Origin of the sequence: Rhizobium beringeri (genome assembly GCF_004306515.1) — a bacterium.
GTDB classification, from domain to species: domain Bacteria; phylum Pseudomonadota; class Alphaproteobacteria; order Rhizobiales; family Rhizobiaceae; genus Rhizobium; species Rhizobium beringeri.
The window spans coordinates 1,603,364-1,616,887 of sequence record NZ_SILG01000001.1; the positions used below are offsets into that span (position 1 = coordinate 1,603,364).

Annotated in this window: 13 protein-coding genes and 1 tRNA gene; 8 read left to right on the forward strand and 6 right to left on the reverse strand. The window is 60.5% G+C overall.

Annotation, left to right across the window (positions count from 1 at the left end; all coding sequences use genetic code 11):
- The 3 genes from ELH03_RS08185 (at position 1) to ELH03_RS08195 (ending at position 1,786) form a co-directional block, all read left to right on the forward strand.
- A complete protein-coding gene (locus ELH03_RS08185; protein WP_018481191.1) occupies positions 1–387 on the forward strand; it encodes an Mth938-like domain-containing protein in 387 nt (128 codons plus the stop codon).
- A 2-nt stretch (positions 388–389) separates the two neighbouring features.
- Complete coding sequence (locus tag ELH03_RS08190; RefSeq protein ID WP_128402535.1) at positions 390–1,247, forward strand: phytoene/squalene synthase family protein; 858 nt, start codon at positions 390–392, stop codon at positions 1,245–1,247.
- A 71-nt stretch (positions 1,248–1,318) separates the two neighbouring features.
- Positions 1,319–1,786, forward strand: coding sequence for a hypothetical protein (locus tag ELH03_RS08195; protein WP_112902768.1), 468 nt, complete (start codon positions 1,319–1,321; stop codon positions 1,784–1,786).
- A 110-nt stretch (positions 1,787–1,896) separates the two neighbouring features.
- Here ELH03_RS08195 and trmFO read toward each other — a convergent pair whose 3' ends face one another.
- The 3 genes from trmFO to ELH03_RS08210 all read right to left on the reverse strand — a co-directional run bounded on the left by trmFO (position 1,897) and on the right by ELH03_RS08210 (position 4,080).
- On the reverse strand, positions 1,897–3,330 hold the full coding sequence (gene trmFO, locus ELH03_RS08200; protein WP_128402534.1) for a methylenetetrahydrofolate--tRNA-(uracil(54)-C(5))-methyltransferase (FADH(2)-oxidizing) TrmFO: 1,434 nt from the start codon (positions 3,328–3,330) through the stop codon (positions 1,897–1,899).
- A gap of 166 nt (positions 3,331–3,496) precedes the next feature.
- Positions 3,497–3,640 (reverse strand): DUF1127 domain-containing protein, encoded by a 144-nt coding sequence (locus ELH03_RS08205; protein ID WP_003573524.1) that lies wholly within the window; start codon positions 3,638–3,640, stop codon positions 3,497–3,499.
- 293 nt (positions 3,641–3,933) lie between these two features.
- The gene (locus ELH03_RS08210) at positions 3,934–4,080 is read right to left on the reverse strand and encodes a DUF1127 domain-containing protein (RefSeq protein ID WP_003558908.1); all 147 of its coding nucleotides are present in this window, start codon (positions 4,078–4,080) and stop codon (positions 3,934–3,936) included.
- Positions 4,081–4,951: 871 nt separating this feature from the next.
- Between ELH03_RS08210 and ELH03_RS08215 the strand changes: the two genes are divergently transcribed.
- From ELH03_RS08215 to ELH03_RS08235, 5 genes are all read left to right on the forward strand, one after another.
- Entirely contained in the window at positions 4,952–6,055 is a 1,104-nt protein-coding gene (locus ELH03_RS08215; RefSeq protein WP_128402533.1) for a DUF2157 domain-containing protein, read from the forward strand.
- The gene (locus ELH03_RS08220; RefSeq protein ID WP_128402532.1) at positions 6,052–6,642 is read left to right on the forward strand and encodes a GDYXXLXY domain-containing protein; all 591 of its coding nucleotides are present in this window, start codon (positions 6,052–6,054) and stop codon (positions 6,640–6,642) included. The genes ELH03_RS08215 and ELH03_RS08220 overlap by 4 nt, the downstream gene beginning before the upstream one ends.
- Before the next feature lie 153 nt (positions 6,643–6,795).
- Positions 6,796–6,880 (forward strand) — tRNA-Leu (locus ELH03_RS08225).
- Between the two features lie 200 nt (positions 6,881–7,080).
- Positions 7,081–8,565, forward strand: a complete 1,485-nt coding sequence (gene tig, locus ELH03_RS08230) for a trigger factor (RefSeq protein ID WP_018241811.1) — start codon at positions 7,081–7,083, stop codon at positions 8,563–8,565.
- A gap of 175 nt (positions 8,566–8,740) precedes the next feature.
- Positions 8,741–9,163, forward strand: coding sequence for a nuclear transport factor 2 family protein (locus ELH03_RS08235; protein ID WP_105005831.1), 423 nt, complete (start codon positions 8,741–8,743; stop codon positions 9,161–9,163).
- A 136-nt stretch (positions 9,164–9,299) separates the two neighbouring features.
- On the opposite strand, the gene ELH03_RS08240 is transcribed toward ELH03_RS08235, so the two are convergent.
- The 3 genes from ELH03_RS08240 to sthA all read right to left on the reverse strand — a co-directional run bounded on the left by ELH03_RS08240 (position 9,300) and on the right by sthA (position 13,505).
- A complete protein-coding gene (locus ELH03_RS08240; protein WP_130766219.1) occupies positions 9,300–11,069 on the reverse strand; it encodes a B12-binding domain-containing radical SAM protein in 1,770 nt (589 codons plus the stop codon).
- A 161-nt stretch (positions 11,070–11,230) separates the two neighbouring features.
- Positions 11,231–12,040: an endonuclease/exonuclease/phosphatase family protein gene (locus tag ELH03_RS08245; RefSeq protein ID WP_197729988.1), complete on the reverse strand. Its 810-nt coding sequence runs from the start codon at positions 12,038–12,040 to the stop codon at positions 11,231–11,233.
- A 58-nt stretch (positions 12,041–12,098) separates the two neighbouring features.
- Positions 12,099–13,505, reverse strand: a complete 1,407-nt coding sequence (gene sthA / locus ELH03_RS08250; RefSeq protein WP_128402529.1) for a Si-specific NAD(P)(+) transhydrogenase — start codon at positions 13,503–13,505, stop codon at positions 12,099–12,101.
- Positions 13,506–13,524: the final 19 nt, after the last annotated feature.

The window sequence follows — 13,524 nt, forward strand, 5'->3', positions numbered from 1 at the left end:
ATGGCAAAAGGCATAGAAATCCGCGCGGCGCATTTCCCCGGGCGCGCTCCGATCGATGCTTACGGCAATGGCGGCTTTCGCTTTGCCGACATGTCGCATCGTGGCTCCATCCTTTGCCTGCCCTCCGGCATTCATGGCTGGGACATGGATATGTCGAAACCGCTGTCGCCTGAAAATTTCCGCCGCGTGCTTGATGAGGCGGCCGACATCGAGGTTCTGCTCGTCGGTACGGGAACCGAGCTCCGCCGCCTGCCCGAGGAATTGAAGCTGGCGCTGAAATCGCGCGGCATCTCCTCCGATCCGATGAGCACCGGCGCTGCAGTGCGCACCTTCAATATCATGCTCGCCGAGCAACGTGCCGTCGCCGCGGCGTTGATTGCGGTCTGACGATGACTGAGGCGCATATTGCGACGAACCAGGAGATCTGCCTGGCGATGCTGCGTGACAGCGATCGCGACCGCTATCTCGCCTGTCTGCTGTCGCCGGAGGAGAAGCGCGGCGCGCTTGCGGCTCTCTATGCCTTCAATGCCGAGCTTGCCCGCATCCGCGATCTCGTGCACGAGCCGTTGCCCGGGGAGGTGCGGCTACAATATTGGCACGATCTTCTGGAGGGCAGCGCACACGGCTCGACGGCGGCCAATCCCGTCGCCGCGGCGCTTCTGACCGCAATCGAAACGCACCGCCTGCCGCGCAAGACGCTGATCGACATGATCGAGGCCCGCACCTTCGATCTCTATGACGATCCGATGGAGACACGTCTTTCGCTTGAAGGCTATGCCGGCGAAACGGCATCCGCCCTGATCCAGCTCGCAAGCCTCGTGCTTTCGCCGGAGGAGGCCGCATGCTCGGCCGACGCCGCCGGTCATGCCGGCGTTGCCCAGGCGGTCGCCGGGCTGTTGCTGCTGATGCCGCTGCATCGCCGCCGCGGCCAGATCTATATTCCGCTGCAGATCCTGTCCGCCACCGGTCTTGACCGCGATGCCTTCCTCGCCGGAAAAGACAGGCCGCGCATCTCTGCCGCCATCGAGGCCTTCGCCGGTCTCGGTCGCGAACATCTGGCAAAGGCGAGGGCGGCGGGGTCGATTGCGCCGACTGTTTTTCCAGCCTTCCTGCCGGCGACGCTTGCCGAACCGGTGCTCATCAGGGCGCAGAAACGGGGCGCCTTGCTGTTTGACCGGCCGCTGCAGCCGCCGCAATGGCGCCGCCAACTGCGGATGGGGCTGGCTGCAGCACGCCGAAAAATCTGATATCGGTCAAATTCGCGCAAGTCTCGCGCGTTACAAGGCTTCCACCGCTACCCTTTGAACGGAGACTCGGCGTGGGCATTATCGTCTGGTGCGTCCTTTTCGCCATCGTCATTTTCATTGCTTTCGTGGCAACGCGCATGGCCGCGCAGAACAAGGAAGACGGCCTGCATGACACGGGCCTCGCCATCATCGAATTCGGTCGCGCTTTTCCGAACGAGGCGATCCGTCAGCTGCAGGCGACGGAAAACGGCCAGGCCGTCTTCGTGCGCCTGCACGACAACAAGGCGGGCTTCATGCGCAACATGTCGCGCCATTTCGCCTGCCATCTGATCGAGCCGGGTCGGGTGCGCGTCGTGGGATCGGAAACGGGCAGGGGACTGGTGATCGACTTCCTCGATGCACCCTATCACAACGGCGATTTCGAATTCGCTTCCGCCAAGGAAGCCTCGGAGGTTTCGCTCTGGCTGCTCGGCAATTATATCGCCGAGCCGGATAAGGATCTGCCGCCCGGCAATATTTCGGCGGCGAACAAGCAGTAATGCATGTCGCCCAAAGTGTGCAGCGGTTTGCCGGGACGGCAAGCATAAAAGCAAAGACTTCAAGCGGGTCGCATGAGCGGGGTCCGATGCGACGCGCTTGAAAACGCCGGTCAGGCGCTTTCGGCAAGCGTCGATTCTTGACCGAGCCAGGTCGCGCAGTCGGCAAGGGCGCGCCGCGCGATCAACTGCCGCTTCATGATCGTCTTGTCCTTGCCGCGGAAGCGCTTGACGCCTTCAGGTTTGACGATCGAACCCGGCTGGAGCTCCGGAAACAGCCCGAAATTGATGTTCATCGGCTGGAACGATCGTTTGCCCGGCTCCTCGTCGGTGACTATGTGCCCACCGGTGATATGACCGAGCAGCGAGCCGAGCGCCGTCGTCGCCGGCGGTAGCGAGATCGCCTCGCCCTTGCGTTCTGCGGCGGCGAAACGCCCGGCCATCAGCCCGACGCTGGCGCTTTCCACATAACCCTCACAGCCGGTGATCTGGCCGGCAAAACGCAGGCCGGGCCGCGATTTCAGCGTCAGTGACCGGTCGAGCAGGGTGGGGGAGTTAATATAGGTATTGCGGTGCAGGCCGCCGAGACGGGCAAATTCCGCATTTTCCAGACCCGGGATCATCCGGAAGATATCCGCTTGCGCGCCATATTTCAGCTTCGTTTGGAAGCCGACCATATTGTAGAGCGTGCCGAGCGCATTGTCCTGCCGCAGCTGCACGACGGCATAGGCCTTGACCGTCGGATTATGCGCGTTCGTCAGCCCCATCGGCTTCATCGGCCCGTGGCGCAGCGTCTCGCGGCCGCGTTCGGCCATCACCTCGATCGGCAGGCAGCCGTCGAAATAAGGCGTGCCCTCCCATTCCTTGAAACCGACCGTGTCGCCTGATATCAGCGCGTCGACGAAGGCATTGTATTGCGCCTCGTCCATCGGGCAGTTGATGTAATCTTTGCCGGTGCCGCCGGGCCCGACCTTGTCGTAGCGCGACTGATACCAGCAGATATCCATGTCGATGCTCTCGCGGTAGACGATCGGCGCGATGGCGTCGAAGAAGGCGAGCGAATCCTCGCCGGTTTCCGCCTGGATGGCGCTCGCGAGCGACGGCGCCGTCAGCGGTCCGGTGGCAACGATGGCAAGATCCCAGTCGCGTGGTGGCAGGCCGGTGATCTCTTCGCGCACAACGGTGATGAGCGGGTGGTCATGAACCGCCTTGGTCACCGCCTCGGAGAAGCCGTCACGATCGACGGCGAGCGCACCGCCGGCCGGTACCTGGCACCGATCGGCAGCGGCCATGATCAGCGAGCCCGCCATGCGCATCTCTGCATGGATGACGCCAACGGCATTGCTGGTGGCATCGTCGGACCGGAAGGAATTGGAGCAGACAAGTTCGGCAAGGCCGTCGGTTTTGTGCGCATCCGTGCCGCGCACCCCGCGCATTTCATGCAGGATGACCGGAACGCCGGAACTGGCGATCTGCCAAGCGGCTTCCGAACCGGCAAGCCCGCCGCCGACGACGTGGATAGGGGAATAGGAGGAGATCGTGTTCATCCCGGGCTGATATCATGTCGGCCGGTGCGATCCAACACCCCGGAATCAAAAACGGCGCCTTCGTGGCCCAGCACCCCGAAATCAAAAACGGCGCCTTCGTGGCCCAGCACCCCGGAATCAAAAACGGCGCCTTCGTGGCGCCGTCTTGGAAGCATCGTACTCGCTATTAGCGGAACGAGCGGGATGCAATATTGCGGATGTCGTAGCGGCTAACGCCGATATCGGACAGGGTCTGGTTGGAAAGGCCGCCGAGTTCGTTGAGCGTACGACGGTAGCTGAGCCAGCTTTTTGCAATGCGGATCGGGTTCATTGTCTTCTTCCTATGTCCGCGGGACGGCGGGATCGCTATCTCTCTGCGGTTGATGTTTATATAGGCGAGAACCGTCCTATTGTGCAGTGCAAATAAAAGGCGTCTGCCATGCAATTGTGCAATGTGATGCTCGACAATTAGGCGATGAATATTTTTTGAGCGGGCTAATCAAGCGGAAAAACCTGCAGCCGCCGCGCCCACCATGTGCAGATAAAAGAAAACGCCCGCTGTGGGTACAGCGGGCGTTTCGATCGAGAACAATCGTGCTTGGGAGGAGCAGCGATCGCCTTGAATTAGCGGGCAGAAGCCTCACGGGCAACGCGATGGATGTCCGAACGGTCGATGCCGAGATCGTGCAATTCGCGGTTGGTCATGCGGCCGAGTTCCGTGACGGTCTGACGATACTTGCGCCAGTTATTGAAAGAGCGAGAGAAGTTCATGTTAAGCCCCTTTCCGAGGGTTTCATCTGCCAGCAGCCACCGATCGGCGCTGACCTCTATTTGATGACCAGAATATATGTTGCGGCGCGAAAGACTAAAACAGCCAAGTTTTCAGATCACCCATGCAAAGCATGCATTGCTCAGAGGGTATTTGACGCAGACTTACCGCTTTTTGGTCAACGAATAGGCAGAATGACCTTTAGGAAAGCAGTTCAAATTGGAGGGGCGAATGGGGTGCCACAGCGGAAAGCGCTGCTCCCTCCGCTAGTTCCGCCCGTCCTTCCGCTACAAAGAGGCGTTCCGCTTCGGATGGATGTCGCCCATCCCTTCGCAGAGTTGGTGGGGCGGCGTGACGACAATGTGGCATGACGGCGCCATCCGACGAAAACCCTCAAGCCGCCAATGCTTTAATACAGCTTTGGCTAAGCAAAAACGCCCGCCGGGGGAGGATCCGGCGGGCGTGTTATGGTGACTGACAACTGGGAGGAGGAGTGTTGCCAGTCTATCGCAGCGCGCTGGGAGGAGGAGTGCGCGGCTGCGAATCTCGTCACGGACAAAGCATCCGCGGGCATCCGACTGGAGCCGGGCCGGGGCGCCATCCCCGCGCTTCGATGTCCTAATCAATAGTATGACTAATGAGTATTGTGCAGTGCAATAAATTCATGGGGGACATGCAAGGATCGCATGCCTCTCCGTCCATAGGCTTATATTAGCGCTTATGACGTTAGCGGCCGGTTAACACTCGATACTATTTAGACCAATGAGGAACTTGTATATTTATCGCAACAGCGTTTGCGAACACCCGTGCTGCGTCTATAACGGCGTGAGCCGCAGCGCCGCAGTCGACGTTGCGGAAATCAAGGGGTTGAGCATGTATCGCGGCAGATTGGAGCGGGATCTCTCGCTCTGGGTGGGCAAGGGCCTGCTCGCGCAGGAAACGGCAGGTGCGCTTCTCGCCGAATATGACAGCCGCCCGGCAAGCTTCAGCCTCGGCAGGGTGCTGATGGCGCTGGCGGCGGTGCTGCTTGCCGCTGCCATCCTGCTGGTCGTCGCCTCCAACTGGGAAGCTATCCCGCGCCTTGTCCGCGTCGGCGGCATCCTTGCCCTGATCTGGTTGGTGCATATCGCCGCTGCCCGGATGCTTGCCCACGGCGCGACAGCGGCCGCAGGTGGCTTGCTGGTCATCGGCGCGATGAGTTTCGGCGGCGCCATCTCGCTGGTCGGGCAGATGTATCACCTCTCCGGCGACGAGCAGACGGTGATGTATCTCTGGTTCGCGATCGCGACGATCTCGGCGATTCTGTTCCGTTCGGGCGCCGTGGCGGTCGTCGCGGGCTTCCTCTCCTGGGCGTCGTTTGCTGTTTATCTTGAGAACAACGACACGCATTGGATAGGGTTCGATCCCTGGATGGCACCTCTCATGGCGGTGATCGTCATCGGGCTGGTGCGGTATACCGGCGCCGAGCGGGCCCGCCATCTGGCCTATCTGCTGCTGATCGGCTGGCTCGCCTGGCTCTACACTCTTTATGAGGAGATCGCCGTGGCGCTCGCCTTCGCGATCGGCGGAATGGCGGCCTTTGTCCTGACGGCGGTGCCGCTCCCGCGTATTGCCTCCTTGGTCAGGAGCGCCGGTGCGGCGCCGGCCTTCTACAGCTTCCTTGTCGCCGCGATCGGCTTCCTGCTGCTGCATATCGAGATCGAGGATGGCTGGCGGCTGGTGGTGCTCGGAGTGGCGACGCTTGCCGCTTCCGTGCTGGCGATCGCCCTGCACGGCAGAGATAACGGCGCGGTGCGATATCTCGCCTATACGACCTTCGCCGCGGAAATGCTCTATCTCGCCTCCGTCACCGTCGGCTCGATCCTTGGTACGTCGAGCCTCTTCCTCTTCTCCGGTCTCGTGGTCGCGCTGGTCGCCTGGATGGTCATCCGTCTCGAACGGCGGTTTTCGGCGAATGCCCAGGGGGAACGCGCATGAGCTCGTTCATGGCAAGGCTGCAATCCGGTAAGGGCTATCTGCTTTCGGCCATCATCGTCGCCGGTCTGCAGACCCTTATCCTCGGCACGATCATCCAGAGCCGGGCGTCCATCCTCAGCGACGGCGCCGAGGTACTGCTGAAGACGGCGCCCGTCGATCCGCGCGATTTCTTGCGCGGCGATTATGTCGTCTTGAACTACGACATTTCCTCAGTGCCGGTTCAGACGGTTTCCGGCGGGATTCCGGCCGAGGCCGGCGAACGGGTGCTATGGGTCCGGTTGAAGAAGCAGGAGGACGGTTTCTGGACCGTCACCGAATCGTCCTTCCACGAGCTGCCTCCGCAGCCGGAGACGGTGATCCTGCGCAGCCTGCCATTTTATAGCGGCGGACTTGCCGCCGGCGACAGCATGCGTGTCGAATACGGCATCGAGCGCTACTACGTTCCTGAAGGCAAGGGCAAGCCGATCGAGGAGGTCCGCAACGACGGCAATGTCGCAATATCAGTGCGTGTCTCGGCGGCGGGAAGCGCGCAAATCCGCAGCCTTCTCGTTGACGGCAAGCCGGTTTACGACGAGCCGCTTTACTGATCCGACGGCACTTCGGAGGAGGGCGGCTCCAGGGCCGCAAGTCCCCTGTCATTTGCCGTTCATTTTTCCTTTGCCTCGACCAAATCGGGTGATATAGAGACGCCGCGCTCCGGAAGGCCTCATGCGCAGGCATAGGCATGCGGTTTTGTGAACGCGGGTATGGTGAAATTGGTAGACACGCCAGATTTAGGTTCTGGTGCCGCAAGGCGTGGGAGTTCAAGTCTCTCTACCCGCACCAAGCTGTTTGCAGGCGGGAGACTGAAATCGGTTGGCTTAGGGCAGCCGAGAGTTGTCCCGAATAGCCCGCGAGTGCCGTTCCCCTTTGGGTGGAATGATACAGGAATTGGGAAAAGCCACGCGCGGCAGGATCGCCGGCGTCGTGCTCATCGAAACGAACGGCGTCTGGGCACGGCCGCCACGAAATGAAGGTAGGAAGACATGCAGGTTATCGAAACGCTCGCTGAAGGGCTGAAGCGCGAAATCAAGGTCGTAATCCCGGCCAAGGACATGCAAGACAAGATGAATGAGCGTCTTGCCGATGTGAAGGACAAGGTTCGCATCAACGGCTTCCGTCCGGGCAAGGTACCCGCTGCTCACCTGAAGAAGGTTTACGGCAAGTCGATCATGGCCGATCTCGTCAACGAGATCGTTCGCGAGCAGCCGGCCGCCATCCTGTCCAGCCGCGGCGAGAAGTCGGCCACGCAGCCGGAAATCGCCATGACGGAAGACAAGGACGAAGCCGACAAGATCCTCGCCGCCGAGCAGGATTTCGAATTCACGCTCTCCTATGAAGTGCTGCCGCCGATCGAACTGAAGTCGGTCAAGGGCATCAAGGTCACGCGCGAAGTCATCGACATCTCGGACGACGAAGTCAACGAGCAGGTCCTGAAGGTCGCCGAAAGCGCCCGCGCCTACGAGACCAAGACCGGCAAGGCCGCGAACGGCGACCGCATCACCATGGATTACGTCGGCAAGGTTGACGGCGAAGCCTTCGAAGGTGGTACCGACCAGGGCGCCGAACTGGTGCTCGGCTCCGGCCGCTTCATTCCGGGCTTCGAAGACCAGCTCGTTGGCGTCAAGGCCGGCGTTGAGAAGACCATCACCGTGACCTTCCCGGCCGACTACCCGGCCAAAAACCTCGCCGGCAAGGAAGCGACCTTCGACGTGTCAGTCAAGGAAGTCGCAGCACCTGCCGATGTCGAGATCAACGACGAACTCGCCTCCAAGCTCGGCATCGAATCCGCCGATCGCCTGAAGGAAATCGTCCGTGGCCAGATCGAATCACAGTACGGCTCGCTGACCCGCCAGAAGCTGAAGCGTCAGATCCTCGACCAGCTCGACGAAATGTACAAGTTCGAGACCCCGAACTCGCTCGTCGACGCCGAATATAACGGCATCTGGAGCCAGGTGAACAACGACCTCGCCCAGTCCGGCAAGACCTTCGAGGACGAAGACACGACCGAGGAGAAGGCTCGCGAGGAATACAAGACGCTCGCCGAGCGCCGCGTTCGCCTTGGCCTCGTACTCTCCGAAATCGGCGAAAAGGCCGGCGTCGAGGTCAGCGAAGACGAGATGCAGCGCGCCATTTACGATCAGCTGCGCCAGTATCCGGGCCAGGAAAAGCAGATCCTGGAATTCTTCCGCAGCCAGCCGGGTGCCGCCGCTTCGATCCGTGCACCGATCTTCGAAGAGAAGGTCATCGATCATCTGCTGACCGAAATCGACGTCACCGACAAGAAGGTGACGAAGGAAGAGCTGCTCGCCGAGGAAGAAGGCGAGGCCAAGGCCGAGACCAAGAAGGCCGCGCCGAAGAAGAAGGCTGCCGCCAAGGCCGAAGCAGCTGACGCCGGTGAAGGCGAAGAAGCCGCACCGAAGAAGAAGGCTGCTCCGAAGAAGAAGGCGGCTGACGAAAGCGCCGAATAATCGCTTTTCAGTTCAGAAGTTTGGAAGGCCTCGCCATCGTGCGGGGCCTTTTTCTATTATCCGGGGCAGTTCATTCTCGCCGCCTACTCCATTGTGCCTATTCGTTCGGAACAACAAATAGTTGCATTAAAGTATAATTAGATGCAAATTTCGCTGATGGTGGAGGGACCTGAAAATGACTGCAAAGTATGACATGAAGAAGCTCGTCGAAGAAATCTATGCTGTGCGTGACCGCGGCGATGTCGAAGCTACGCTGGCGCTGATCGGCGAGGATTGCACATTTCGCATGGTCGGCAGTACACGGATGGCGCCTTTTTCGACTGAATCAAGCGGGCATGCTTTTCGCCAAGCGATAACGCAGCTTATCACAGTGTGGGATCTATCGAATATCAGGACAGCCGGCATCTATGTGGACGAAGATGAGCATATGGTCTTTGCCCACCGCGAAGGCGAGGTCAGGCACATCCCATCGGGCGTGAGCTTCCATACGGAATTCGTCGACAAGATCCATTTCCGAGATGGGAAACCGGTCAAGATCGTCGAATTCGTCGACACGCTGCAAGTGGCCGAGACGACCAAGATGATCCAAGTCGCTTAAACGGCCACCAAAGTCGGAGCGTTCAAAGCGCGTTGTCAAACTTGATTCATGCGACGCGCTTTAGCGACATGCATTGGCTTAGAGTTTGATGCCGCCCATGTTTTCGGGCGTCAGCCGCCGTTGCAAGAATTGCCGCTCAATGCGCGGTCAATTGCGCGACTTTCCTGACATGGCTGACGGCTGCGGCACCGCCGGCGGTCTGTGTGAAGAGGTGGAGCGTTTCCTCTTCGTCGTCGGCAACAGGCGTCAGGGCCTGATCCATATAGGTCTTCGACTTCGCATCCCTTGAAATCAGGAATGCCGAAATCGTCAGGCCAATGATCGTGCCGGCGAGCGAAGCATGTTTTCTGAAGGTTTCCCAGGCAAAACGCGGCCAGAAGACCAGCGGATTCTCGCGCGGCAGGTCCGGGCGCCGCTCTCCCGGCGTCTTCAGGCGCAGCAGGCCGCTTTGCAGCGGATGCACGTTTTCCAGCGGCACGGTGGTCGCGAAGGAGACGAGAACCTTGACGAGCCTTGCGAGCGGTACCCCGGTCGCCACGGCGCGGCGCAGCAGCGTCTTCATATGATCGCGCGAATAATAGAGCGACCAGGCCTCGTGGTAGATGTCTTCCCATTCCTGCTTGCTCATTTTGGGATGCGCGGTGCAGACGTGCTCGACATCGTAGATATTGAGATCGGCATCCATTTCGATGCCCTTCTTCCACAGGACCTGATGGTCCTCGGAACCGGGCAGCGGCGTCAGGATGAAGAATTCGATGACGTCGAGCGGCAGCTCTTCCTGGATGATCGCGATGTCGCGGCGGATCGATTCCGGCGTATCAGCCGGGAAGCCCAAGATATAACCGGCAAGCGTCATGATACCCTGTGCCTTCCAGGCGAGCAGCATCTTGCGGTATTCGGTGATCTTGTTCTGGTTCTTCTTGGCGGCGGTCAGATTGTCCGGATTGACGTTTTCGAGGCCGATGAAGACGCGGGTGACACCGGCGCGCCTGGATTTCTCGATGAAGTTAGGGATCTTGTGGCAGAGCGTGTCGACCTGGATCATCAGGCCGAGCGGAATGCCGTCCCGCTCCTTGAGCTCGATCAGCCGGTCGAAGATCGCTTCCCAATCCTTGTTGCGGGCGAAATTGTCGTCGGTGATGAAGAATTTGTGGATGCCCTGCGCCCAGTTCATCCGCACCAGCTTTTCGACATCGTCGGCCGAACGGAAGCGCGACTTGCGTCCCTGCACATTGATGATGGTGCAGAACGAGCACTGATAGGGGCAGCCGCGCCCGGCATCGAAGCTGGTGCTGAGCCCGAGCGTGCGCTGGATATTGTCCTTCGGCAGGAAGGGAACCGGCGTGCCGCCGATGCCGGGAAGGTCGTTCATGAAATTGTAGAGCGGCTTCAGTTCGCCGGCCGCGGCATCGCGCAGCACCATGTCGAGCCGGCCCTCGGCCTCGCCGGCAAACATCGAGATGCCCATGTCGCGGCAGGCGTCGAGCCCGACCGCCTGGCCATCCAGCATCGACAGGCAGCCGGAAACATGAAAGCCGCCGATCGAAACCGGCAGGCCGGCATCTCGGAACGGCCGGGCGATATCGAGGGCGCGCGGATATTGGTTGGTCTGGACGCCGACGAGCGCGATCATGCCGAAATTGTCGTGACGCTTGAACTGCGCCATCAGTCCGGCGACATCAATCCGCGTATTGGTCTCGTCGATGACGGTGATGTCGATCGCCGTATCGTCTCCGAGCACCTTGCGCTCCGCGCATTCGGCGGCGATGCCATAAAGAGCCGCAAGCGAATTGGAGGGGATCATCGCCCGCCACCAGCGGATGACGTAGCCGTCATCGTCATAGTGCGACGGCTTGATCAGGATCAGCTGAAAACGTCGGCGCGCAGCTTCTAAGACATGGGACAAGAGTATCTATCTTTCTTTAGAAGCTTTTGCCCGAGGGCAAAATGGCGTTGAAGGCATATGGCAGGCACGGCGTATCAATGCCATTTATGAGGGTTCAAACTAAGGCGCAAAAAACGGCAAGGCGCGCAAACGCTTCGCGAAGTGTATCATTCCTCAATATACTACCCGATATCGAGCAGCAATGCGCGATGGTCGGAGACTTCGGGCGCCTTGACCACCTCGAATTTGGCAACCTTCACCCCTGGGGTCACCAGCATGTAGTCGGCAAAGCGGCCCTGCTTCAGATAGTAGGAGGTTCGCGTGTCTACAAGACCGTTTCCGGTGACGAGATCCGAAAGTCCGAGTCTGGCGAGAATCGCAAAGGTCGCGCTGTCGGGCAGCACGTTGAAATCGCCGCAGACGACGAGCCTTTCATTGCCGGGCCAGACGCGCTGGATGAGCCCGACCAGCGCTGCGGCCTGTTCTCCGCGCGCTGCGGTATCGCCCTTGCCTGCGGGATCGCGCAGGCCATGCATGTGGGCGATGGTCGCGGTAGAAGCGTGCTCATGGCTGAAGAGGCGGATGCAATGGGCGTTTCGCGGCCGCGGATGTTCGCCCCAGCCATCGGCGGAAAAACGGCCATGCACGAAATCCAGCCCCTGGGCGATGACGGAATGCGTTTTACGCACGAAGGTCGCCAGCCCGAATTCGGCGGCAATGACGGTATCGCCATCGAAAAGCTCGCCTTTCGAGGTCGGGCAGAAGAAGCCGTCGTGGCCGGGCAGGGCGGTGCTGATTTCGGTAAAGAGATTGAAGCGCTGCGGCAACTCGACATCGCCGTCCCGATAGACCGACCAGCCGCAGCCCGTACCCGGCGCCCGCAGCACCTCCTGCAGGCACAGCACATCCGGATCGGCCTCGGTAACGTAGGCAATCAGGGCCTCATGCAGCCTGCCGCCCCATGCGTTCAGCGAAATGATGCGCAATGTCATTCGGCTCCGTTTTGGCGGCCGGATTTAGACGACAGCTCTGCCGTTTACGCGACGCACCTTAGAGTTCCGACTTGATGTCGCCCATCCGGTTCCAGGCATCGAGCCCAGCGATCTTGTAGGCTTCGGCGAGCGTCGGGTAGTTAAAGGTGTTTTCGACGAAATATTCGACGGTCCCTTTGAGATTGAGCACCGCCTGGCCGATATGCACCAGCTCGGTGGCGCCTTCGCCGACGATATGCACGCCGAGCAGGCGGCGCGTCTTCAGCGAGAAGATCAGTTTCAGAAGCCCGGTGTCGAGGCCCATGATATGACCGCGCGACGTCTCGCGGAAGCGGGCGATGCCGCATTCATAGGGAATGCCGCGCTCCTTCATCTCCTCTTCGGTCAGGCCGCAGGTCGAAATCTCCGGCACGGCATAGATGCCATAGGGGAAATATTTCGGCGGCTCCTTGGCGACCGCGCCGACCGCGACGCGGGCAGCGATGCGGCCCTGTTCCATCGAGGTCGAGGCAAGGCTCGGAAAGCCGACGACGTCGCCGGCGGCGTAGATGTTGGCAACCGATGTCTGGAAGGTTTCCGGATTGACCTTGAGACGGCCGCGACTGTCGGCTTCGAGGCCGATAGCCTGAAGGTTCAGCGCATCAGTCGCCCCCATGCGGCCGGCGGCGAAAAGCACCATGTCGGTCGTCAGGCGCCGGCCACTGTCGAGCGTCAGTTCGACTTTGCCGTTTTCGAGCCTCTCCACCTTGTCGGCCTTCTGGCCGAGCAGCAGCTTCATGTTGCGGTCGCGCAGCTGGTAGGTAAAATCCTCGATGATTTCCTTGTCGATGAAGTCGAGCATTGTCGCCTTCGGGTCGATCACGGTGACGGCGGTGTCGAGCGCGCTGAAGATCGTCGCATATTCGATGCCGATGACGCCAGCGCCGATGACGACCATCGAGCGCGGCAGGTCCTGGATGTCGAGCAGTTCGTCGCTGTCGAGAACGGTCTTGCCGTCGAAGGGTATGTAATCTGGGCGGAACGGCTTTGTGCCGACGGCAAGCAGCACGCTGGCGCCGGTGACCTGCGTGGTCTCGCCGTCATCCTTGATCACCTGCAGCGTCGACGCATCGATGAAGCTCGCCTTGCCGCGAATATGCTGCACGCGGTTGCGGGCGAACTGGTGTTCCAGCACCTCGACCTCGTGGTTGAGCGTAATCAGCAGGCGGCGGCGCAGGTCATCTGCACTGATCTCTTCCTTGACGCGGTAAGACCGGCCATAGAAGCCGCGTTCGCGCCAGCCGGAAAGATTGAGTGCGGTCTCGCGCAGTGTTTTGGAAGGAATGGTGCCGGTATGCACGGACACGCCGCCGACGCGTTTGCCCTGCTCGATGACAAGCACTTTCTTGCCGAGTTTTGCCGCCTGGATCGCGCCGCGGCGCCCTGCGGGACCGCTGCCCACCACAACGAGATCGTACTGAAGCATCATCAAGCCCCGGATTGGA

Bases quoted from the DNA above. Each gene is read 5' to 3' on its own strand.
- ELH03_RS08190 (WP_128402535.1), top strand. From the start codon at position 390: ATGACTGAGGCGCATATTGCGACGAACCAGGAGATCTGCCTGGCGATG.
- ELH03_RS08235 (WP_105005831.1), top strand. From the start codon at position 8,741: ATGACTGCAAAGTATGACATGAAGAAGCTCGTCGAAGAAATCTATGCT.
- trmFO (WP_128402534.1), bottom strand. From the start codon at position 3,330: ATGAACACGATCTCCTCCTATTCCCCTATCCACGTCGTCGGCGGCGGG.
- ELH03_RS08245 (WP_197729988.1), bottom strand. From the start codon at position 12,040: ATGACATTGCGCATCATTTCGCTGAACGCATGGGGCGGCAGGCTGCAT.
- tig (WP_018241811.1), top strand. From the start codon at position 7,081: ATGCAGGTTATCGAAACGCTCGCTGAAGGGCTGAAGCGCGAAATCAAG.
- ELH03_RS08210 (WP_003558908.1), bottom strand. From the start codon at position 4,080: ATGAACTTCTCTCGCTCTTTCAATAACTGGCGCAAGTATCGTCAGACC.
- ELH03_RS08205 (WP_003573524.1), bottom strand. From the start codon at position 3,640: ATGAACCCGATCCGCATTGCAAAAAGCTGGCTCAGCTACCGTCGTACG.
- ELH03_RS08220 (WP_128402532.1), top strand. From the start codon at position 6,052: ATGAGCTCGTTCATGGCAAGGCTGCAATCCGGTAAGGGCTATCTGCTT.
- ELH03_RS08185 (WP_018481191.1), top strand. From the start codon at position 1: ATGGCAAAAGGCATAGAAATCCGCGCGGCGCATTTCCCCGGGCGCGCT.
- sthA (WP_128402529.1), bottom strand. From the start codon at position 13,505: ATGCTTCAGTACGATCTCGTTGTGGTGGGCAGCGGTCCCGCAGGGCGC.
- ELH03_RS08215 (WP_128402533.1), top strand. From the start codon at position 4,952: ATGTATCGCGGCAGATTGGAGCGGGATCTCTCGCTCTGGGTGGGCAAG.